Raw genomic sequence first — 23,575 nt, 5'->3', positions numbered from 1 at the left:
AAAAAAGAAGTTTTTTCATAGGGAAAACTGCAAGATCTTCTTGCAAAAAACACGATGCTTTATTCTCATTTTTGCAAAGGCATCAGGTAGATGTACTGAGTAAATACACGCAGTAATTTCTACAGTAATTTTTGCGTTGGTAGAAAAACCAAAACGGGCTGCGTAGAATTACCTACCCTTGCAAAACCCTTTATTATAAAGGCATTCCGAAGAATTATAGTATAGAAACAAAATGATTCACTGTTTTTTTCTTCCGTAATTTCTGCAATGAAAAAAAAATCATTTTCTGACAACGGGATGAATTCCCATTATTGGAAATGCACTTTCCATTTATAATCAAGGTGAATTTATTGCTCAACTACCCATTGCTTTTTTAGAAAAACAAATGAGCTTTTCATCTTAAGTGACGAAAAAAAACAGTGCAACAAATAAAAAAAAATGAAATTATTCGCGGATTTGAATCTCCGTTGTATTACCGGGAACTACCTCTACGGTAACCCAATTTCCGAAGGCATCCAACTTTTGAATTTCATAGCTGGCTACACCGGTATTCCAGTTTTTATATTCCGACCAAAACAGACGAATGGTAAAATCATCCATGCGTTCGGATTGTAACAAGATGGAAGATCCCAGGTTGGATTCTTCCAATGTACTTTCGCAAACACTTATGGCTCTCACTTTATAGAGATATGATTTTTTATCGACCATTACATCATTGTCGATATAAACCCCGCTTGATCCCGGAAATGAGGTTACCAGTGAGAATGTCTGACCCTCATTTATGGATTTATATAATTCCACATACGAAACAAATACAGAATAAGATGAGTCGGTGGTCCATTCCGTTAACACCCTGGCATCATCGATAACCGTTGAACGAATGATTCTGGAACTCATTCCACTTACATCAATTCCATTTACATTTACAATCGCCGTATCGCTCCAGGAGTTGAGAGATGTTCCATCAAGATTCATCGCCTCAATGAGGTAAACATATTCACCCGAACAAACAGCCTGTGTATCGATGTATTCACCATTTTTATTATTGAACACGGTGGTATAAGGAATAAACTGTGTAGCCAATGGTTTTTTACGCCAAACACGATAACTGTTTACAACAGCACCACTATAAACATTCCAGTGAATATCCACCTGATTATTTCCTGCAAAATGAGCACTGTTTTCAATGGTGCAATGGATGTCAGAAGGAATGCTGTTTCGTCCGCAACTATCATTCGCAACCACATAATAACACCAGGAATTGTTTAAAGGATTGATGGAGCTGTCGACATACGCCGGAAATCCGTTAACAGGAATTACTGCAATGGGAAGAAAATTATTTCCATAGGCCGAACTACGGTATAAGGTATATGTTGCAAGTCCATTTCCACTTGCAGGATTCCATTCAATGGTTACCATGGATGAATTTAAAACACTCACACGTTTCAGGTCGACCTGAACAGGTGCTGTAGTATCTCCTACATTCACAGCGGTGTTTAAAACTACTGTATCTCTGCAACCAAACTGATCGGTAAACACACCTGAAAAAATATAATTACCCGGATTTAATATGGTGGAATAAACTGAAGAAGAAGAAACATTTTGTCCATTTAACGACCATTGAAATCCATTAATCGGCACATTGGCGTTCACACTTAACTCCACCTGTACCGGCGCGCAATTACCTGAATTTTGTAAATGAATACTTACATCCGGAATCTCACGGACAAGAATGGAAGGTAAATGCACTGTATCCGTACAACCATGCGCAGAGTTCCATAAGAGGTATGGATGATAAATTCCGGCTTGGGTATAGGTGTGACTAACATTTTGTGCATTGATTGGCTGAGAAGTATTATCGCCGAAATAAATCACCGATCCATTTCCAACTATAGCATTCCACTGAAAATGGCAAAGCAGCGGTGCGCATCCGATGGAATCGATAAGGATTAATTGGGGTTGAGGATCGTTATACACCGTTACAAAATTATTGGCTACTGCTATATCAGTACAACCTAATGAATCGCTCACCTGAAGCATGACATTGTAATTTCCGGATTGCACATAAATGTGATCAGGATTCGCTAATGCGGATGTTGCTCCATCTCCAAAATTCCATAAATAGGTTACGGCGTTGTTGGACGATTGCTGAAAGGAGACATTCGTTTCGGGACAAGTACTAAAGCCGGGACCTGAAATGATGGCGTCGGGACCAATGGCATTTATCGATAATACATTGGAAGTATCGGTGCAACCATTGGCAGAACTTGCAACTGCATATACCGAATAGGTTCCATTATCGGGATACAAATAGGAAGGATTGTTCAGTACAGATGTTGACCCATTACCAAAATTCCATAATACACTTACTGCATTTTGTGTACTGGAAGAAAAATTTACGCCCAATGGAAAACAACCTGCAAGCGTATCTGCAGCAATAGAAATTTGAGGTCCCTGCACCACTACCGGATTAACAAAAGCAGTATCTACACAACCTGTGGTATCGGTAGCAATAAAATAGGCCGAATAAGAACCGGGATTCGAATAAGTATGATTTAACACTATTCCATTGGAAGTAGTTCCATCACCAAAATTCCAACTACCCGTACAAAAAGGAGCAAGTCCGTTAAACGCCGTTTGCAATGGAGCGCAACCTAAATCATTTTGTGTACTTGCATAAGCGGTGAACTGAGTAATACCCGGCAGTGAAAGTGTATCTGTACAACCACGGTAATCACTCACAATTACAGAACCAAAAGTAGCAGGGTAATTTTGATAAACATGCGATACGGAAGATCCAATTGCTGTTTGTCCATCTGCAAAATTCCATTGCGCTGCACTAAATCCAGGTGCGGTTACGGAGTAATTGACATCTGCAGGCAAACAATTGTGAAGCTGATGTGTATTTAAGGTCGCATTAAAATCGCCCACCGTTACCGTAGCATAAGCATAATGGAAACAACCACCGCCACCAACACCAAGTGATACGGTATAGGTTCCAGGTAATTGATAGGTATGTGTAGGATTTAAAACGTGACTCGTTGTTCCATCTCCAAAATTCCAGAACATAAAACTATTTAACGGAAGGGCATATCCCGTAGATAAATTGTTGAATGAAACCGTTAAAGAAGTGCAGGACGATTGCGGCAGAATGGTGAATTCCGGATGTGGTACATAACTTACAATCGCCTGTGGTATCACTGCGTGATAGGAACATCCATTTTGTGCTAGCACTGTTACAGAAGGAAAATAATTTCCGGCTGTTTGATAATTGTGGGTTGGATTTGGTAAGGAGGAATGTTGACCATCACCGAAATCCCAATCGTACAATTGCATGTTGGCCATGGAACAACCCAAGGTAACAGGTTGACCATCGCATACCAGGTAGTCGTTGGACCATGCCGTTAAAATGGTAGATGCATACACCGATTGCGAAGAGGTAGATACACAACCTTGCGCATTCATCACCAGTGAAGAAATAGATAAATCTGAAATTCCCGCAGGCATTGCCAGATTTGTCAGTGCATTGTTCGAATTAAAAACCTGACCATTCACCAACCAATTCCATGCTACTGCTCCATTGGTAAAATCCTGCATCACCAGTGAAGAATCGATGCAACCGGGTAAATGCGAAATTGAAAATTGCGATTGTATGGTTGATACGTGAATCATATCCGGAAACTGAATGATCTGATTCATGCCATTGTTGTTCACTTGTAAACTTACCGTATAAACACCATTTCCTGAATAGGTATGCTGATCATTGATTTGATTAGATGTAGTTCCATCACCAAAATTCCATTGTATAAATTGAACACCATTCCATCCGGGATAAATAAAATCGACCGTAAATGGACCACAACCATACAACTGAGGTTGGAAATATGGAAGCGTTACATTTCCATTTCCACCGGGAACTCCGGCACCTCCACCTCCACCACAAGAAATAGTATTAATTCCGAATGGAGAAACATGTGTGGTAACGCAACCGAGTGAATCGGTAATGGTCATGGTTAACGAATAAATATTTCCGGGTGGAACAACATTGGTAACGTTAGCACCCGTGTAGGTATTTCCGGAATAAGCCCAGCTGGTGGTATGCGGAACAGCAAGTGTATCCGTTAATGTGATTTGTCCGGTATTACAATCCGTCGTAACCAGCGGTGTAGATTCAATACGACCCACTTTTACGGTTTTGTAATTGGGAAATAATAAGGAACAACCGCCCTGAATCATGATGGCAAGAGAAACATTGTATTGACCGGGTTGCTGATAAACATGCGTAACATTTTGCTGCGTAGAGGTGGTTCCGTCGCCAAAATTCCATTGCCAGGTATAAGCATTAAAAGTGGAATCGGTAAAATGAGTGGTAAAAGGTGCGCATCCTTGCACTGTTCCACTAATTGGAAAACTGGCTGCAGGATTTAGCACATTTACACTGTTCGGAATATTTACCGAGTCTCTGCAACCTTGTGGTGTGATGGCAACCAGCGATACAGCATAAATTCCCGGATATTGATACGTGTGAGAAGGATTTAACGCATTGGAAGTCGTTCCATCACCAAAATACCAGAGGTATTGATTCAAACCCAATCCCTGTGTTGAATTCGTAAACTGAACGGTAAGCGGACCACAACCGCTGTTATTACTTGTTGTAAAAGAGGGCACCACACGAATGGCATTCACCAGATTGGTGGCAACGGTGTTGACTTCACATCCCGCAGCATTGTAGGCATGCAGAACAACCGTAAAATTTCCGTTGTTTAAAAAAGTATGATTGGGATGAATTTGTGTGGATGTTCCTCCATCTCCAAAATTCCAGCTATAACTTGTTGCGTTTTGCGAAGTGTTGTTGAATTGAACAGAAAACGGAGCGCAACCCGATGTTGGTCCGGAAGTAAATGATGGCACCGGCAAGGGAGGAATAACGATGTTATTGTTTAAGTCAAACTGAAAAGAACAACCGGTCGACATTAACACAGTGCAAGTAACATGATAATTGCCTGCCTGTGTGTACGAATGTGAAATACTTTGTCCCGAAGCACTGCCTCCATCACCAAAATTCCATTGGTATTGTATAGCACCAGGCACAGAACTGCAATTGAAATTAATGGAAAGCGGCGCACAACCGGTATAGGCCGATGCACTTAATTGCGCGGTAGGATTCGCCTGAACCGTAACAGGTACTGCTGCAATAAAGGTATCTTTACAACCAAAAGTATTCGTTACTATCAATTGCGGATAATAGGCACCGGGTGATGTATACACGTGTTGCGGATCTTCGGTAACAGCAGAAGTATTATCTCCAAAATTCCAATTGTAATTGTTCATTCCGGAGGGACCATTAAACACTGCTGGATTATTCATTCCGCAAATCAAATTGGTGTTAACGGAAAAATTTGCAGGTGAAACAGGTTGAATTGTAATTGAATTTGTACTTGAAATGGTGGTCTGACAATTCCCTGCTCCCATTAAGGTCACCGAAGGAAAAAATGTCCCCGCACTCATATAGGTATGAGCAGGATTTACCAATGAAGAATTGGTTCCGTCGCCAAAATTCCATAGTACCGATTGATAACCGGAACCGGATAATGTAAATGCCACCGAACCCGTTTCCGGACAAGTTTGAGCAGAACTAAAAGCGATGCTACCCGATGGCAAGGCATGAGCCGTTATGTAATTTGGTTTAATGATGGAATCCGAACTACCATTGGAATACTGCACCACTAATTTTACGGTGTACACGCCCGCGTTCTGATACAAACAGGAAGGGTTTTGCAAACTTGAATAAGATCCGTTACCAAAACTCCATTGGTAAGCAATAGCGCCGGGTGCCTGAGCGGTAAATTGAACAGAAAAGGGAATACAACCCGATTGCGTAGTGGATGTAAAATTGACCACCGCAGAGGAAAACTGTGCGAAGAGCAGAAAAACGATTATGGAAAAAATGCGTCTCATGTCTATACCAAAACTAGTGTTGACAATCGACAAAAGAATGAGCAAAAAAGCGGATTTTTAGGTGAAATAGCAGAAGGGAACTACTAGGTAGTTTCTGCAATCAGATTAATGGATATACCATATTCTCCTGCAATTCGGGTCCCTTTTCCACCAAATTGAGCTTAAGATTCAGAAAAATCCCCTCCCCTCTTCGAACAAAATATTCATGTTCGGCATCGAGGAATTTCATGCGGCTAATCATTTCGGAAATAGAAATACCGGAACCGGCTACAGAACCAAAATATTTTCCGCTACAATGATCCTGCAATTGAATACTCAATGTATCCCTGCCGAATGAAATTTTGATCGTCAGTCGTTTTCCATCCGAATGCCGAAGTACATTATTGATAAACTCATCAATAATACGGTACACGTTAACACGAATGGAAATGGGTAATACCGGTTCTTTGCCATTTAAAACAAGATCGGTTTCAATATCACTGCTTACACTCAAGCGTTGAACCAGCGTTTCTACGGATTTACAAATTCCATAAGCACTAATCTCCCGCGGCATCAGGTCGTGAGAAATTTTCCTTACATCATCGATCGATTTTGCCAGTAAAGATTTAATGTCGGCCAAACGATGTTTTAAATCGGGACACATCTCCGCTGTTTCTTCTTCTACCGACATCAGCATCATATTTACCGCAGCCAGATTTTGCGAAACACCATCATGCAAATCCCGGGCAATTAAGGCGCGTTTTTTTTCCTCGGTTTCAATCGCATTCATTTGTTGTTTTTTGCGATCTGATTCGCGTATGGAAGCATCACGAGCAGCCATTAACACATGAAACTTCTGATCCGATGAAATAAAAGATGACAGGGATATTTCAACCGGAAAAGAAGCGCCGTCCTTCCGTTGGTGAAGCGTATTAAAGATAACCCGGTTATTGGAGCTGGAACGCAATTGATACAGGATATTCCGGAAATCGTCAACTGTATAGTCAGGCATAATATCGAGCGGACCCATCTCCAGGATTTCAGATCTTCGGTAACCAAGATCGGTATAGCCCGAATAATTTACATCCGTAAACCGCATACTGTTTGGGTCTACCAGGTAAATATGATCATTCGAATTATCCAGTGCATGTTTATATTCACTTAAGCGCGATTCAATTTCTTTTTTTTCGGTGATAATATTCCGGATGGAAAGAAAATTAGCAATCTCGCCCGAGGCATTCAATACTGGGGCAATCACCGTTTCTACCCAATAATAGGATCCATCAGCTGCTTTGTTTTTTATTTCGCCACGCCAGGTTTTTCCGGATTTAATGGTTCTCCATAAATCAGCAAAAAACTCACGCGGATGAAAACCGGAATTAATGACGGCATGCGATTTACCGATTAATTCCTCCCGGGAATATTTACTATAGTAACAAAACAATTCGTTGGCAAATACAATCTTCCCTTCAACATCCGTAATGGATACGATAGAACTTTTGGTAAGCGCTTCCCGGAGACTATGAAATGCGGTGTTAAAAACAGTTTTAGATTCATTGTCGTAATCCGATATTTCCTGAATGTATCCTTCCAGAAATAAAACTTCACCCTTGTCGGAGTAAACCGGACAAGTATGTGTTCGAACCCAGGTGATTTTTCCGGTGTTACTTTTTAAACGAAAACGAAAATTAAAATTTCCCCTCAGCGCAATGGTGTCCTTATAGGCCTTATGAAAATCGTTGATATCAAGAGGATGAATAATATCTAAAAACCCTGTGTTTTTTTGAATAAGTGTTACTCCACTTTCATCGAGCAGTTCATTTACTTTTCCGGTAAAATACAAAAACGGCCAATTCGCTTCGGTGGTCGACCGAAAAAAGAATCCTGGTAAATGCTGAAAAAGATTCTCAAATACCTGGCTTTTAAAACCGGAATTTAATGGCATATTATGCGCAAAAAGACTTAATCAATAATTTTATAATGCAAAGCAAATTTTACCAATCCAGCGGTGTTCTTCACTCCTATTTTCTGCAATAGATTTCGTCTGTGGGAATCAACCGTACGGGGAGATATAAATAATTTTTCACTGATTTCCTGTGTAGTTAATTCTTCGGTTATCAGTTTTATCACTTCAATTTCGCGTTTGGTTAAATCGTCGATCGATATTAAGAATTGATTGTTTTTCGCTTTTTTAGCTCCATTATCCACCCTCAGGAATTTCGACATCATCACCTCTGCTACTTCTTTATCGAAATAACTTTTTCCTTCTGCAGCAGAATTGATCGCCGAAATGATTTCCTGTTTACCGGCATTTTTTAGCAAATACCCAATCGCACCGGCTTTGAGAATACGCGAAATAAAACCTTCTTCGTTGTACATGGATAAAGCAATGACATTTACATCCGGATAATCCTGTTTTACCAGTTCCGTTGCTTCAATTCCATTCAATCGTTTCATATTGATATCCATCAGGATCACATCCACTTCATGGTTTTTCAGAAAGTCCAGCACTTCATCTCCATCTTCACATTCTCCCACGATCTGAATGCCATCGGTTGGTTTAAAGATGGCTTTAATACCATCGCGAATGATCTTATGATCATCAACTAAGAGAACCTTTTTCATAATTGCTTGTATTTGGGTTAAGTGTTGTTGGTACACGAACTACATTGATGGTTCCTTTTCCTTTTCCGGATTCTGTTAATATAGATCCATTGCAAAAACGAACACGAACTTTTATATTGTTTAATCCGATTCCGGATGAAACTTCTTTTGGATTATAGCCAATGCCGTTATCCTCACATTGAAGAACAATTTTTTCATCTTCCATTCTTAAAATCACACGAAACTCAGTGGCTTTAGAATGTTTAACCGAATTATTGAGCAATTCCTGAAAAATCCGATAGAGTGCAATTTCAATGGAAGGATTAATGAAAACATCATCCTCCAGAAAGGATACAAAACGAATTTTAATTCCGGTTTCCAGTCGGTTATAACTATCCACCAGATTATTCATGGTTTGAACCAATCCGAATTTCTCTAACGAGGAAGGCATAAAGGAATGCGAAATCTGTCGTGTATCCTGAATGGCGCGGTGAATCAATTTACTGGTTGTTTCTGCCAATTCTGTATGCTGAATATCCTCGTGTGTATTAATTAAGGCATTAAAATGAAGGTTCACTGCCGTGAGGGTTTGACCTAATCCATCGTGCAAATCAGCCGCAATCCGTTTTTGTTCTTCTTCCTGGGCTTCAACTACAGAAGCCAATAATTTTTTCTCTAATATTTTTAAAGCAGAAATATCACGAACCAGTCCAACATAACTGATTTTCTCTTCTCCTTCATCCACCGAATACAAGGTAAACATCAGGTAGCGGAATGAATCTTCATTTTTAAACTGTATCTCTTTTAGGTACTTCTTACCTTCACGCATAGCCATTAATGCGCTTTCCTGTTCATTTTCATCAAGTAATACCGACATCCATGGAGCAAACATTTCAGTAACCTGCTCACCAAAAAATTTCATACCAACCAAATCCGGAATAGAATTTCCAATGATTTCCTTAAACGAATGATTCACATAAACAATGGTGTTAGATGACTTCTCCACAATAAAAATTCCATCAGGCGATTCTTCCAGTGCAATGGTCCTTGTTTTTAAAGAACGTTCAGCATTCATTTTTTCGGTCACTTCACGAATCACCAAAATAGCCTGATCCGTTTTTAAAGGTGATATCCTTGCTTCGAAAAAATGTACATAACCTTCATAGAACATCTCAAAATAACCTTCTACAATCTGATTTTCATGCAGTGATTTTTTAATATTCTGCTGAATCATCATTGCTGCGTAGAAGGGAAATACTTCTTCTACAGATTTAGAGATAATGTTATTATGATCCTTAAATAATTGTTTAAAGTGCTTCCCGTAAACATCCAGAAAAATCCCTTTGTTATTTAAACGAATGACTAAATCGGGATTTGCGGCAATAATTGCATTTTGCTCCATCCGTGAGTTCAGCAATTCTTCTTTGAGCATAATATCATTAATACCCAATAGAACCTGAACAATAACCACATCAATAAATTCTAATACATCCTTAGAAAAAAAGGATGGTTTTTTGCTACCCCATCGTAAAGCGGCGACAATTTGTCCGTGGACTTCCAGCGGAAAACAAACGTATGATCGAATTCCCTTTTCATGAAAATACAATTCATTTTCAGTTAGTATTTCCTTGGCAAACACATCTTCGATGTAGGTATATTTTCCATGCGTTAATTCGTGGTCTTCGAAATTGGTAGGAATTTCCATTACTACCCGTTCAATGGTATAACCGGCTGAATAAACAGGAATATGCTTATTGTCCAAAGGCGAATTTTTACCAATAACTATTTGACCAAAATCGCATTTTACTACATCTTCCATAAGGGTTTGAACCACACCATCGAGAATGTCGTTAATGGAATTAGAAACCAACAACAACTGATTCACTAGATTCAGTTTTTCCAATCGTGCATTCGAAAGATGCAATTGGGTTTCTGCTTTAAAGCGATCGGTAACATCAATAGCATTTACCACCATCCCGCTTACCGATTCATTCTCCATCAGGTTATTGATCATAACACTCAACCAGCGGTATTCATTTGATTTGGTCCGCACTCTCCAATCCAATCTCCGTCCAATTCCACCTTCAATGGCGCGACGGGTAAAGGAATCAATAGCTTGTTGTCGTTCTTCGGGATGGAAAAATTCAAACACATTTTTTCCAATCAGCTCCACCGGGTGATAATCCATAATGGCCTTGGTGGCTGTGGAAATAAATTTTATGACTCCGGTTGATTCAATAATCGCAACAATCTCCAATGAATTCTCAATTAAAGCGCGATAGAAACTTTCACGTTCCCGCAACATTATTTCAGCATTTTTCCGTTTGGAAATATCTTTCATTATTCCACGAATCACCATTCTGCCATTCTCCATATAGGCTCTTGCAGAATAGGAGGTCCAGATATAATGACCATCACGATGCAGCATCAACAGATCTTTTTCGTGAATCACGCCTTTTTCAAGCAATTCTTTTCGAATAAGTTCCTGATCGGTTGAATTGCCATAAAAGGAAATGGTCGGTTGACCAATAATTTCCAAAGGATCATAACCCGCGAGAATTTTGATGCGTTCAGAGACTTCCTTTAAAATCAACACACCATTATTATCCACTTCCGAAACGAAATAAATATCATCACTGCTGTCAATCAGACGACGGTATTTCATTTCATTTTCAGAAAACTGTTCTAACTGGGGAGGAACTATCAGCATTTCAGAAAACACATGAACGGAATAGGACCGGTGATTCTCCTCTACATTCGGTAAGCAGTAATATTCGAAATCGAGGACTTCCTTTTTATCGTAGGAAAATAATTTTACTCCCACTTTTTTTCCGGATTTCGGAAGTAAAACAGTTGCACTTCCATTTTCCGGATTCAATCGCTTTAATGCATCCTGAAAGGACATACCCACTTTTTCGTCGGTACCGAAAAAATGTTTTCTAAAAAGAGCATTGGCAAAAAGAATCGCACCTTCATCATCCGAAATACAAATGGCATCGTCTAAATTCCGTACTAAGTGCAAAAAAATCTCACTTTGTTGACCGGAAATAGGTTTATGCAATTGCGCATGATTCGTATCGTGATGAAAACGGCAAATAAACAAATGATCTTCCAGGTGAACAGTTAATTTTACGATTTGCTGATGTCCCATTTCATCGGGAATTTCCACACTTGTAAAATATTCTTCCTGTTCCGTTAAATCATTGAGTATAGCGGATCGGATGGAAGCAGGCAATATTAACTGGAGGGTTTCATGATTAATTTCTTTTAAATTTTTCTCCAGTAAATGAGGCAATGATCCAAACGCAAACCGCAAATTGAACTGGCGATCGAGCACCAATAACAAATCTCCTTCGGAATCGGACCTGAAACGGATCTCTGCACTTTCTATTTTTCCCTTATCTTGAGGCATATTTTGAGTCAATTAAAGTTAATGGTCCTTATCCACAGTAATACTGCTATAAGTACCTGTTTTGGCAAAAAAAATATAGGTAAAAATACCTATAATTGCAAATTGTAAATATTTGATTATATGAGCCTTACTATTTCTTCCGATTTTTCCCCCACCGGCGATCAGCCCGAGGCGATACGTCAGCTCACGGAAGGAATTCAGCGGGGAGAGCCTGCACAAACCTTGTTGGGTGTTACCGGTTCGGGTAAGACTTTCACGGTGGCCAATGTGATTCAAAATGTACAGAAACCCACTTTAATATTATCGCACAATAAAACGCTGGCGGCACAGCTTTATGCAGAGTTCAAACAGTTTTTTCCGAATAATGCGGTGGAATATTTTGTGAGTTATTACGACTACTATCAACCAGAGGCTTATATCCCGGTGACGGATACCTATATCGAAAAAGATTTAGCCATTAATGATGAAATCGAAAAACTCCGCTTGTCGGCCACTTCTTCGTTGTTGTCCGGAAGAAACGATGTAATTGTTGTTTCATCAGTTTCCTGCATTTACGGTATGGGAAATCCATCCGAATTTTCGAAGGGGAAAGTAACCATCAAAGTCGGACAAGTCATTTCCAGAAATCAGTTTTTACATAAGCTGGTAGATGGATTATATTCACGAACCGAAGCCGATTTTAACCGCGGAAATTTCAGAGTAAAAGGAGATACGGTCGACATCTGGCTGGCTTATGCAGATCACGCATTGCGTGTGGTGTTTTGGGGCGATGAAATTGAACGGCTCGAAACCATTGATCCGGTCAATTACAGAACCATCGATAAACATGAAGTCTTCAATATTTTTCCTGCCAACATCTTTGTCACCAGTCGTGATGTGATTAAAAATGCCACCTGGGAAATTCAGCAGGATATGGTAAAACAGGTTGAATATTTTAAAGAAATCGGAAAACATCTCGAAGCAAAACGACTGGAAGAACGGGTGAATTTCGATCTTGAAATGATTCGCGAGTTGGGTTATTGCAGCGGAATTGAAAATTACAGCCGCTATTTCGATCAGCGCGAAATGGGAACACGACCTTTCTGCCTGATCGATTATTTTCCCAATGATTTTTTAATGGTGATCGATGAAAGTCACGTTACCGTTCCGCAAATTCGAGCCATGTACGGTGGCGATCGTTCGCGGAAAGTGAATCTGGTTGAATATGGATTTCGACTACCTTCTGCATTGGATAATCGTCCACTCAAATTCGAGGAATTCGAATCGCTCACCAAACAAATTATTTATGTAAGTGCTACGCCAGCCGATTACGAATTGCAACAATCCGGTGGTATTGTAGTGGAGCAGGTTATTCGTCCAACCGGACTTCTCGATCCGGTAATCGAAATTCGTCCCTCTGCCAATCAGATCGATGATTTATTGGAGGAAATTGCCACGGTAACCGATCGCGATGAACGGGTGTTGGTAACGACATTAACCAAACGAATGGCCGAAGAGTTGGCAAAATACCTGGAAAAAATGGCGGTTCGTTGTCGCTATATTCATAGTGATGTTGACACCCTGGAACGTGTAGAAATCCTGCACGATTTGCGCAAAGGAATGTTTGATGTACTGATTGGTGTGAATCTGTTAAGGGAAGGACTCGACTTACCCGAGGTTTCGCTGGTTGCTATTTTGGATGCTGATAAAGAAGGATTTTTACGTTCGGAACGATCTTTGGTACAGACTGTAGGAAGAGCGGCACGGAATGTGAATGGGAAAGTAATCATGTACGCCGATAAAATGACGGACTCCATGAACAAAACCATCACAGAAACCAATCGCCGACGTGAAAAACAAATGCAGTACAACAAGGAACATAATATTACACCGAAGCAGATTATGAAATCGCTGGAGTCGCCATTGGCTTTTGGTAGAAATAAACCGGAGGACAAACTTACGCCTTATGCAGGAGAAGATATTATTAACTCAGCTGCAGATCCGGTGATGCAATACCTCACGAAAGATGAATTACTGATTCATATTGAGAAAGTAAAAAAAGCAATGGAAAGCGAAGCGAAAGGAGAAAACTTTATCGAAGCTGCACGTTTACGCGATGAAGTCTTTTCGCTGATGGAATTATTAAAAACAAAATAGCATTATGAAAACGCGAACTATTTTGGTCTTCTTATTGGTAATTGCATTGGGAATGACCGCCTGCAAATCGCACAAAAAAAATTCCGGCGATACAAAATCCATCAGTGGCATGACCAACGATTCTATTCCCTCCATTAAAGTGGATCCCAATCTTGAAATCACCGCAGATCATGATCCATTCACCATCGATACCGTCACCCTTTCGGGTGATATTTTATCCATCACCGTTAGTTATAGCGGTGGTTGCAAAGAACATCAGTTTGATCTTGCGTTTAACGGCATGTATAAAAAATCAATGCCAGTTCAAGCAGCCATATTTTTACTGCACGAAAACAATGGAGATGCCTGTAGGGCTTTGTTGACAAAAACCTATCGTTTCAATATTAAATCCATTCGTAATCCGGCGAATGGTCCCGGTACCGTTATCCTTACTCTCCAGGGTTGGAAAGAGCGGATTACCTATACTTATTAACAGCTTTTATTTTGTCGGGTTTTTCGCTAAATTGGTAAAAACCAAAACCATGAACCAAACCCGTCTGTTTTCATTATCGCGTATTGCCATTGGTAATTTAGGAACCATTGCGCTCAGCGCGGGTATCATATCCATTTTTGCGCATAATTGGGACGACTTCCCTCGTGGAATTCGAATTATCCTCAGCTTTTTTCCGATCCTGATTGGTATGGGAAGTTATGCCTACATGGAAATGAAAAAATCGGAATCCACCGTTTGGCGCGAATGCAGTTCATTGTTCCTTGCCCTAATGGTGGGATCATCACTGGCCCTCGTTTCGCAAGTGTATAATATGGGCGGAGGCATTGATAAATTCATGTTTGTCTGGATGCTCATTGTATTGCCACTCATTTACATCAGCCGTTCTACATCGGTAGCCATCTTTTATACCGTTGGAATTTCCGTTTATGTTTACGCCGCTTACATAAGTAATCTGCGTTGGTTTCGCTTTTATTCCGTTCCCGATGAAGTATTGTGGTACTGGGTGTTTTTAATCGGACTTGTTCCCTATTTCCTCATGATCCAAAAACAAAATGTATTCTCTTATCGCGGAACCATTTTAGGTTGGGCGCTGGCACTAAGCTTGACTTATACTATTTACTACTCCACTTCGGCCAATCATTACATCACCGTTATTCTTGGCGCCTTATTCATGTACAGTTTAGGAAAGGAATTTTACGGACAGCAGGACCGCTTTTGGAAACGACCTTTTCAATCCGTGAGTATTTACTCCATTGCCGCCTTTGCCATTGTGTTTTCCGTAAAAGGAGTTTTACTGGCAACCTTACGTGCAGACGGATACCTGAGTGAAGAAAATCCCTATCGCGAATTCATGCCATGGATGGGAGGCGGTGAACCGGAAAAAGAAATGATTTATTTCATGAATTACGTTGTACCCATCGCTCTCGCTGCATTAAGTTCTTATTTCTTCTGGAAACAAAAAGATAAGGGCGATGATCTGAACCTGGCCATCTTCTCTTTTCCCATAGTCATGTTGCTCGCCATGCTCACTGCTCTATCCGATTCGGATGTTTTTGCACGGGTATTGATTAATCTGTATTTATTGGGATTGGCTGTTTGGTACCTGCAACACGGACTCCACCACAAAATTGCGCGACTCATCGTTTTCGGTGTAACAGTATTTTCGGTCCACATGATTGTCCGCTATTTCGATACCGATATTCCGTTTCTGTTAAAAGGAATGATTTACATTTCCGTAGGTGTAGCCTTTTTTGTTTTCAATTCAGTGTATAGCAAACGTATCGAAGAGAAAGAATGAATTCACGAAAAAAATTAACGGTCATATTGGGTGTATTTCTTATTGTCCTTGCCGTTCCGGTCTACCTGGTGGTAAGTAATGAAATGCACATCAGCAATGAAAAATCCATTTATAAATTTGCTTTGCGTCCGGTAGACCCGGTAGATTTTATGCGTGGACGATATATCGTTTTACGTTTTAACACAAGCACCGAAGCAGCCGGCGAAGGAAATTTTTATCCCGAAGGAAAATGTTATGTAGCGGTTGACCGCGATAAAGATGGCTGGGCCTATTTTCATTCTGTAAGCAGTGAAATTCCGAAGGAACGCGATTACTTTGAAACGAAAGTGAGATGGGTGAATGATAAGTTTGTCCAATTTATGGTGCCCTTCGATAAGTATTACATGAATGAAGATCTTGCTCCATTAGCAGAATCCTCGTATAATGAAATGACGCGCGACGATAATGAATTTTACGCAACGGTAAATATTCACGACGGCAAAGCGATTTTAATGGAAGTTTATTACCAGGATGAACCGCTGAAAGATTACCTGAGAAAACAGATGAAATAAAGTTTATTTCAAATCGAACAGTGAATTCACACCGGGCGTACGCTCAATGTTAAAACCTTCGCCGTACATGCATTGAATGGATCGTCCGAATGTAAGCGATTTAGCTTTTACATATTCGAAAAATTCCTTGGTAGAAATAGGCGTTTGCGGTTCCTTGGAATCCGGATTATAAAACTGTGAACTATAGGCCATGATAGCTTCAAGTTTTTTATCGAAATAGGGCGTGATATCCACCACAATATCCGGCTTCAGCAATTTATCCTGGATGTAATAATAGACCGCCTTTGCTCTCCAGATCGATTGTTTTTTACCATCCTCTTCAGTTTCAATTTTTGCTAATCCCGCAAGAAATGTGGCACGCGAAATCAATTGTGCTGCACGACCATGATCGGGGTGACGATCTTCTAATGCCGGACCAAGAATAATCTCCGGCTGGTATTTACGAATAGCGGTAATCACCTTGCGCAGATTTTCTTCGTTCACCTCAAAAAATCCGTCGGACATTCCCAGATTTTCCCTGAGATCAAGTCCCATGATTTTTGATGCGGCCTCCGCTTCCTGTTTACGCAATTCCACCGAACCTCGGGAACCCAGTTCACCTCTGGTAAGATCAATAACACCCGTTGTTTTACCCAACATTTTGTGATGAATCAATGTACCCGAGGCAGATAATTCTGCATCATCGGGATGAGCGGCAAAAGCGAGAAGATCGATTTTCATGAGAGGGATTTTGACAAAGTTAACAAAGGACAAAAAAAAATCCCGAAAACTTCGGGACTTTCTCTTTATTTCTTAATCCAGTCGGTAATGATCGGATCATTAGGCAATGTACGTGGATCCACATCGCGAACGAGGTGACCATTTTCATCAATGAGAAATTTATGGAAATTCCATTTTACTTCGTAATCCCCTACTCCATTTTCCGACTTATGGGTTAACCATTTGTACAATGGATGCTGATCATCTCCCTTCACAGAAATTTTCGACATCATGGGGAAAGTCACACCATAATTTCTGCTGCAGAAGGTTTTGATTTCATCATTGGTACCCGGTTCTTGCTGACCAAAATTATTTGCAGGAAAACCAACGATGGTAAATTTATCTCCACCATAGTTTTTATACAATTCTTCCAATTGCTCGTATTGAGGTGTTAATCCGCATTCACTCGCGGTATTTACTACCAGAATTTTTTTTCCTTTTAGAGAAGCAAAATCAAAAGCGGAACCGTTAATGTCGGTGACTTTAAAATCATAAATAGTTTTCATGGTTACAGTAGGATTGGCGGTGGTTGCAACCTTTTCTGATGTACAGGAACTGTTCAGTATAAAAAGTCCTGAAAACAAAACAAGAATACCACCGGAAATGAGAATACGTTTCATGGTTTTTGGGTTTAAACAAAACTAACCAAAAAAAGTTCAATTATTCAATCACTTTGTAATTAGCCCGGGCAAATTCGCGGGTGCAGGCATTAAAGTGCCACCACTCAGAGGAAATACCAAAAAATCCGGCGCCCTGCATCACCTTTCGCAGCAGTTTCCGGTTTTGAATATGAGTTTCGGTTAATTGCTTTTCTTTTAAGAAAAACACCTCCAGGTCCGGATGCGCAAGAATGGCGGTATCGTCGTAATTGGTCCCCATATCCAGCACCTCTCCGTTTTCTCTCACGATGGTGATATCAACCGCACAACCATAATTATGCAATGAAGTGTTTTTAGGATTAGAAACAAATTTTCCCTTTTGAGAGGGAGGAAGATCCACTTTATCCCACAACATTTGCTGAACGCGACGTGGACGAACACCATCGTAAACCAGCAGATGTAAGGTAGAATCTTCTTTAAAAAGTAATTCCTGTGCCTTACATAATTTTTTTGCTGCTTCCGGATGCAAATACAAACGTGATAAATCACCATACATATCCTCGCCCACTAAATTCAGCGTATCGGAATAACGGAGGTCAACCTTTATCGCCGGACACATACCATTCACACAAACCAATCCCGATGCAATTAAATCTTTTTCCAGCTGACAGGTATCTTCCACTTGAATCAAATCATCACTAGTAGAATCAGCCTGTTCCGATTTAAACAATGTATCAGAAGAATGATTTTCGCTACTTTTTTGTTCAGGGGAAGAACAGGAAAAAAGAAAGCAACCAAACAGTGGAATAATAATTTTATACATACGCATTCTCAAAAATAGGAATTGTGGCTAAAAAAATTTGTTTATTTGGATTTATTAAGAATTTTCATGTCCGAACAATCGCCATCTTTTGTTTTTCTGGTGAAACCCACACATTTCGGATTTAATCCCGAAACGGCTTCATCCAATTCCTTTCAACAGCAATTGGAAATGGAAGATCATCACCAGGTGATGCAGGAATTTTCTCAGGTACTGGAAATTTTACGCCGCGAAAACATTGCCTATTTGGTATTCGATTCTGTTCCGGAAAAAATTACACCCGATGCGGTTTTTCCCAATAACTGGATTTGCATTCAACCGGACGAAACACTGGTTTTGTTCCCCATGCTCACGCCCAACCGAAGAGCAGAACGTAATATGCAGGTCGTAGAAGAACTGAGGAAAAAATTTGAGATAACCACCATCATCGATTTGAGTCCTGCAGAAGAAAACAATATCGCTTTAGAAGGAACGGGCAGCATTGTTTTTGATCATGTTCACCATAAAGCATACGCCTGCATCTCGCCCCGCACCAATGAAAAACTAGTGCGCGAATTGTGTCATCGAATTGATTATACACCGATCGTATTTGAAGCGCTGGGACCAAAAGCTGAACAGGTTTATCACACCAATGTGGTGATGAATATCGGCAGCGGATATGCCTTTGTGTGTCTCGACGCCATCAGTGATCCATTAGAAGCGAGTATGGTTCGCAAACATTTGGAGGCCGATCAAATTCAGGTCATTCCAATTTCCATCCAACAGATGTCGGCCTTTTGCGGAAACATGCTCGAAGTGAAAAATAAGGCTGGAGAAAAGTGTTTACTCTTAAGTGAAACAGCTTTAATGCATTTAGAAAAAAATCAATTAGCAGCATTACCTGCAGATATAAAATGCATTGCTTTCCCTATTCCACTCATTGAGAAAATCGGAGGCGGAAGTTTGCGTTGTATGTTAGCAGGGATTCATGCCAAACCTCGTTTTTAAAAAATCTACCTATGAAAAAAGTTGCAGTTCTACTTTCCGGTTGCGGTGTTTATGATGGTTCCGAAATTCAGGAAGCCGTTTTTTCCTTATTGGCAATTGCCGAAAATGGCGGATCGTATCATTGTTTTGCACCAAATATTTCTCAATACCACGTCATCAATCACCTTACAGGTGAAGAAATGAAAGAGAGTCGCAATGCTTTAACCGAAGCGGCACGTATTGCACGGGGGGAAATCAAGGACCTCGCTCAATTTAACGCAACTGATTTTGATGCTTTGGTTATTCCCGGTGGATTCGGAGCTGCAAAAAATTTAACGCAGTGGGCGTTTAAGGGACCCGATGGCGAAATCCATCCTGAAGTTCAGCGCTGCATACGCGAAATGGTCGCATCGAAAAAACCCATCGCCGCCTTGTGTATGGGTCCCACCGTAGTTGCCAAAGCTTTACAGGGAACAGAACACCATCCTTCTCTTTCCGTAGGCACTACCACCGAAAAATCGCCTTATGATATTGCTGCCATTTCATCGGGTATAGAAGCCACCGGCGCCACCGCGGTGATGAAATCAATTCGGGAATTGGAAATTGATACACAGTACAGGATTATATCTGCACCTTGTTACATGATGGAGGCTTCGATAATCGAGGTAAAACGGAATATCGATCAGGCTATTGCGGAACTGCTGAAATAATTTAAAAAAAGCAACCATTTTTGCCACACCCTTTAATAAGAATGACATTTCAGTTGGTATAAGATAGCAGGTTCTGGAGATAATGGCCTCCACTCGCTATACCGTTTTCAATTTACGAGGCGATTTTTCATTGGGATTACGATTCTGAGTCGAACTTAATTGCATTATTCCTTTCCGGGGGTTATTTTTACCCAAAATTTAACCCATGGCTATAACCTTTAGTATTCTCAAAAAAGGAGAAAAATATAATGAAGCAGTATATTTCATTCAGAAGGCTTCACAAATCGCACATTTCCCTGAACTGAACCTGCATAAGGAAATCATTCTCGAAAAAATTGCAGCTGAAAAACCGGACACCCTGGTTACCTATAACGGAAAGAAAAAAATTACGGTTGCTTTTTATTTTTCAAAAGAAAAAGAACATTCCTATCGTCTCGAATCCATTCGTGCATTCGGAAACCGTATTGGTAAATTACTCAATGCACAAAAGCAGAAAGAAGTGGCTTTATTGGGACTTTCCCATGCATTTAACCGTGCCGACCTCTTCGCCTTTTTAGAAGGATTGGAATTGGGCAGTTATCAGTTTTTGAAATACAAAAGCAAGAAATCGGAACTCAATACACTGAACAAAATCACCCTTGAAAACGGCGTACTTTCCGAAACTGAATTGAAAGAGTTTGTCCAGCTAATGGAAGCGGTTTCCATCACCAAAGATTTGGTGAATGAGCCGGTAATTACACTCGACGCCGTTAAATTCTCGAAGGAGATGGAGAAATTGGGTAAAGCCAATGGATTCTCGGTAGAGGTATTAAATAAAGCACAGATAAAAGCCCTTAACATGGGTGGATTACTCGGTGTAAATATGGGTAGCGACATTCCTCCCACCTTTAACATTCTTACCTATAAACCGCGTGGAGCAGCCAATGCTCAACCTTTGGTTTTAGTTGGTAAAGGCGTTGTATTCGATACTGGTGGTTACTCCCTGAAAGTGGGCGGCGTAATGCAAACCATGAAATGCGATATGGCCGGCGCTGCTGCAGTAGTTGGTGCGATAACAGCTATTGCTAAAAATAAATTACCGGTATATGTTGTGGGACTCATCCCCGCGACCGATAACCGCATCAATGGAAGTGCATTGGTAGTAGATGATGTAATTACCATGCACGATGGAACCACAGTGGAAGTTCAGAATACCGATGCAGAAGGACGGTTGATTCTTGCAGACGCTCTTGCGTACGCAAAAAAATACAAACCCGAATTGGTAATCGATCTTGCCACACTTACCGGAGCAGCAGCAGCGATTACGGGTCAATACGGTAGCGCCGTTATGGGCAACGAAAGCAGGTACAAAAAAGAATTGATTGAAACCGGTGAAGAAACTTATGAACGTTTAGCAGAAATGCCTTTCTGGAGAGAGTACGATGATTTATTGAAATCGGACATTGCCGACATCCGTAATATCGGAGGTGCTACCGGAGGCGCTATTACAGCCGGGAAATTCCTTGCACGTTTTACCGATTACAATTGGGTACATATTGATATTGCCGGTCCCGCATTTTTAAAAGATGCCAAGGATTATCACCATAAAGGTGCAAGCGGAGTTGGAGTTCGCCTGCTCTATCAGTTTGCCAAAAAAATGGCATTAAAAAAGAAACGCAAATAAGAAAATACGCATGAGTAAATTAGTCATCGTCCGCCACGGACAATCCGCCTGGAATCTCGAGAATCGTTTTACGGGTTGGATTGATGTGGACATCACCGAAAAGGGTGAAGAGGAAGCCCGCAATGCCGGAAAACAACTGAAAGGAATGCACTTCGATCAAGCCTTTACTTCCGATTTAAAACGCGCTCAACGAACGCTGGCTATCATTTTGGAAGAACTTGGACAAAGCGCTATCCCCGTAACTAAAAACCAGGCACTGAATGAACGTCACTATGGTGATTTGCAAGGAGCCAACAAAGCAGAAACCGCCGCCAAGTATGGCGATGAGCAGGTTCACATCTGGCGCCGTTCTTACGACATTGCTCCACCGAATGGAGAAAGTTTAAAAGACACGGCTGATCGTGTTATTCCCTATTTCGAAAAAGAAATATTACCCTTGCTGAAATCCGGAAAAAACATCATCGTTGCTGCGCATGGAAATAGTTTAAGAGCTTTAATGATGTACATTGAAAAAATGACACCCGAACAAATTCTTCAGGTAGAAATTCCTACCGGTACACCAAAAATTTATGAGTTCTGAATTCAGATAGCATAAAAAAGAAAGTCCCGCAATAGCGGGACTTTTTCATTTTATCCGAATTTTTTAAGGTTTAAATCCGATTTTCACTGGACTGCGGTCGCAATATATATCGGACAGAACTCACAATGTTTAGTGCCCGAAGTGAGACTCGAACTCACAAGGAAGTTACTCCAACGGCTTCTGAGACCGCAACGTTTACCAATTTCGCCATCCGGGCAGGAATGGACTGCAAAAATAGAAATATCCTATTAAATATCAATCCTCCTTACCCTCTTGTGCTCTTTTTCGGTTTAGACGCTTCAACAAGACAAGATTCAGCACCTCAACGGTTAAGGAGAAGCCCATGGCGAAATACACATAACCACGGTCAAATTCCTGACCAAAGGCTTCTGCCACAAGGAGCATACCGATCATTAATAAAAACGAAAGAGCAAGCATCACAATAGTGGGATTGTTATTGATAAAGGTGCCGACAGGACCGGAAAATATCATCATGAAAATCATGGAAATGATCACTGCAGAAATCATGAGTGTGACATTCTGAGTTAATCCAACTGCCGTTAAAATGGAATCGATGGAGAAAATAATGTCGATCACCACAATTTGAATGATCATGTTCATCACAATGTTTTTAGAAGCCGACTTCTTTGTTTCCTCATCATGATCTTCCTGACCGGCGCTGCGTAATTTGTGGTGGATTTCAAGCGTACTTTTCGCAATAAGAAAAATACCTCCGCCTAATAAAATGAGATCTCTCCATGAAAACTCATTTTTCCCCATGGTAAACACAGGTGCAGTTAGTCCGGCGATGTAGGAAATCCCCAACAGCATACAAATACGAAAAACCAATGCCAGAGTTAATCCGAGCATACGTATAAACTTCTGTTTGTCCTTTGGTGCTTTATCCACCAAAATCGAAATAAACACCAGGTTATCGATACCTAATACAATTTCTAAAACTGCCAGTGTTAAAAATGCAATCACTCCATCGAGTGAAAAAAGAAAATCAAATTGTCCCATTTTGTTGTTAAGAAGGGCAAATGTACGT

Annotated in this window: 16 protein-coding genes and 1 tRNA gene; 8 read left to right on the top strand and 9 right to left on the bottom strand. The window is 40.6% G+C overall.

The features are described 5' to 3' along the window. Positions 1-444: 444 nt before the first annotated feature. The 4 genes from K1X56_04585 to K1X56_04570 form a co-directional block, all read right to left on the bottom strand. On the bottom strand, positions 445-5,958 hold the full coding sequence (locus tag K1X56_04585) for a PKD domain-containing protein (GenBank protein ID MBX7093975.1): 5,514 nt from the start codon (positions 5,956-5,958) through the stop codon (positions 445-447). Between the two features lie 100 nt (positions 5,959-6,058). After that, complete coding sequence (locus tag K1X56_04580; GenBank protein MBX7093974.1) at positions 6,059-7,882, bottom strand: PAS domain S-box protein; 1,824 nt, start codon at positions 7,880-7,882, stop codon at positions 6,059-6,061. A 17-nt stretch (positions 7,883-7,899) separates the two neighbouring features. Further along, positions 7,900-8,562, bottom strand: coding sequence for a response regulator transcription factor (locus tag K1X56_04575; protein MBX7093973.1), 663 nt, complete (start codon positions 8,560-8,562; stop codon positions 7,900-7,902). Continuing rightward, a complete protein-coding gene (locus K1X56_04570; protein ID MBX7093972.1) occupies positions 8,540-11,953 on the bottom strand; it encodes a PAS domain S-box protein in 3,414 nt (1,137 codons plus the stop codon). Before K1X56_04570 ends, K1X56_04575 begins: the two co-directional genes overlap by 23 nt. A gap of 120 nt (positions 11,954-12,073) precedes the next feature. Between K1X56_04570 and uvrB the strand changes: the two genes are divergently transcribed. The 4 genes from uvrB to K1X56_04550 are packed head-to-tail and all read left to right on the top strand — an operon-like array spanning position 12,074 to position 16,430. Next, on the top strand, positions 12,074-14,089 hold the full coding sequence (gene uvrB / locus K1X56_04565; protein MBX7093971.1) for an excinuclease ABC subunit UvrB: 2,016 nt from the start codon (positions 12,074-12,076) through the stop codon (positions 14,087-14,089). 4 nt (positions 14,090-14,093) lie between these two features. Next, the gene (locus tag K1X56_04560) at positions 14,094-14,561 is read left to right on the top strand and encodes a hypothetical protein (GenBank protein ID MBX7093970.1); all 468 of its coding nucleotides are present in this window, start codon (positions 14,094-14,096) and stop codon (positions 14,559-14,561) included. A gap of 49 nt (positions 14,562-14,610) precedes the next feature. Further along, positions 14,611-15,879 carry a DUF2157 domain-containing protein gene (locus tag K1X56_04555; GenBank protein ID MBX7093969.1) on the top strand — a complete coding sequence of 423 codons (1,269 nt, stop codon included), beginning with the start codon at positions 14,611-14,613 and terminating at the stop codon, positions 15,877-15,879. Further along, positions 15,876-16,430: a GDYXXLXY domain-containing protein gene (locus K1X56_04550; GenBank protein ID MBX7093968.1), complete on the top strand. Its 555-nt coding sequence runs from the start codon at positions 15,876-15,878 to the stop codon at positions 16,428-16,430. The genes K1X56_04555 and K1X56_04550 overlap by 4 nt, the downstream gene beginning before the upstream one ends. Positions 16,431-16,433: 3 nt before the next feature. On the opposite strand, the gene bshB1 is transcribed toward K1X56_04550, so the two are convergent. From bshB1 to K1X56_04535, 3 genes are all read right to left on the bottom strand, one after another. Beyond that, positions 16,434-17,150, bottom strand: coding sequence for a bacillithiol biosynthesis deacetylase BshB1 (bshB1, locus tag K1X56_04545; protein ID MBX7093967.1), 717 nt, complete (start codon positions 17,148-17,150; stop codon positions 16,434-16,436). A 65-nt stretch (positions 17,151-17,215) separates the two neighbouring features. Further along, positions 17,216-17,809, bottom strand: coding sequence for a glutathione peroxidase (locus K1X56_04540; protein MBX7093966.1), 594 nt, complete (start codon positions 17,807-17,809; stop codon positions 17,216-17,218). A gap of 40 nt (positions 17,810-17,849) precedes the next feature. Further along, a complete protein-coding gene (locus K1X56_04535; protein ID MBX7093965.1) occupies positions 17,850-18,617 on the bottom strand; it encodes a M15 family metallopeptidase in 768 nt (255 codons plus the stop codon). Positions 18,618-18,656: 39 nt separating this feature from the next. Between K1X56_04535 and K1X56_04530 the strand changes: the two genes are divergently transcribed. The 4 genes from K1X56_04530 to K1X56_04515 all read left to right on the top strand — a co-directional run bounded on the left by K1X56_04530 (position 18,657) and on the right by K1X56_04515 (position 22,527). Then, complete coding sequence (locus tag K1X56_04530; protein MBX7093964.1) at positions 18,657-19,595, top strand: amidinotransferase; 939 nt, start codon at positions 18,657-18,659, stop codon at positions 19,593-19,595. A gap of 11 nt (positions 19,596-19,606) precedes the next feature. Next, the gene (gene elbB / locus K1X56_04525) at positions 19,607-20,284 is read left to right on the top strand and encodes an isoprenoid biosynthesis glyoxalase ElbB (protein ID MBX7093963.1); all 678 of its coding nucleotides are present in this window, start codon (positions 19,607-19,609) and stop codon (positions 20,282-20,284) included. A gap of 205 nt (positions 20,285-20,489) precedes the next feature. Then, on the top strand, positions 20,490-21,947 hold the full coding sequence (locus K1X56_04520; protein ID MBX7093962.1) for a peptidase M17: 1,458 nt from the start codon (positions 20,490-20,492) through the stop codon (positions 21,945-21,947). Positions 21,948-21,957: 10 nt separating this feature from the next. Further along, positions 21,958-22,527, top strand: a complete 570-nt coding sequence (locus tag K1X56_04515; GenBank protein ID MBX7093961.1) for a 2,3-bisphosphoglycerate-dependent phosphoglycerate mutase — start codon at positions 21,958-21,960, stop codon at positions 22,525-22,527. Between the two features lie 133 nt (positions 22,528-22,660). Here the strand turns inward: K1X56_04515 and K1X56_04510 are convergent. Beyond that, positions 22,661-22,744, bottom strand: a tRNA-Leu gene (locus tag K1X56_04510). A 38-nt stretch (positions 22,745-22,782) separates the two neighbouring features. Beyond that, positions 22,783-23,547 (bottom strand): TerC family protein, encoded by a 765-nt coding sequence (locus K1X56_04505; GenBank protein ID MBX7093960.1) that lies wholly within the window; start codon positions 23,545-23,547, stop codon positions 22,783-22,785. Between the last annotated feature and the right edge of the window lie 28 nt (positions 23,548-23,575).

The organism is Flavobacteriales bacterium (assembly GCA_019694795.1).
Classification (GTDB): domain Bacteria; phylum Bacteroidota; class Bacteroidia; order Flavobacteriales_D; family UBA2798; genus UBA2798.
The sequence above is the reverse complement of the archived record's forward strand: the minus strand, read 5'-3'. Positions and strand labels throughout refer to the sequence as shown.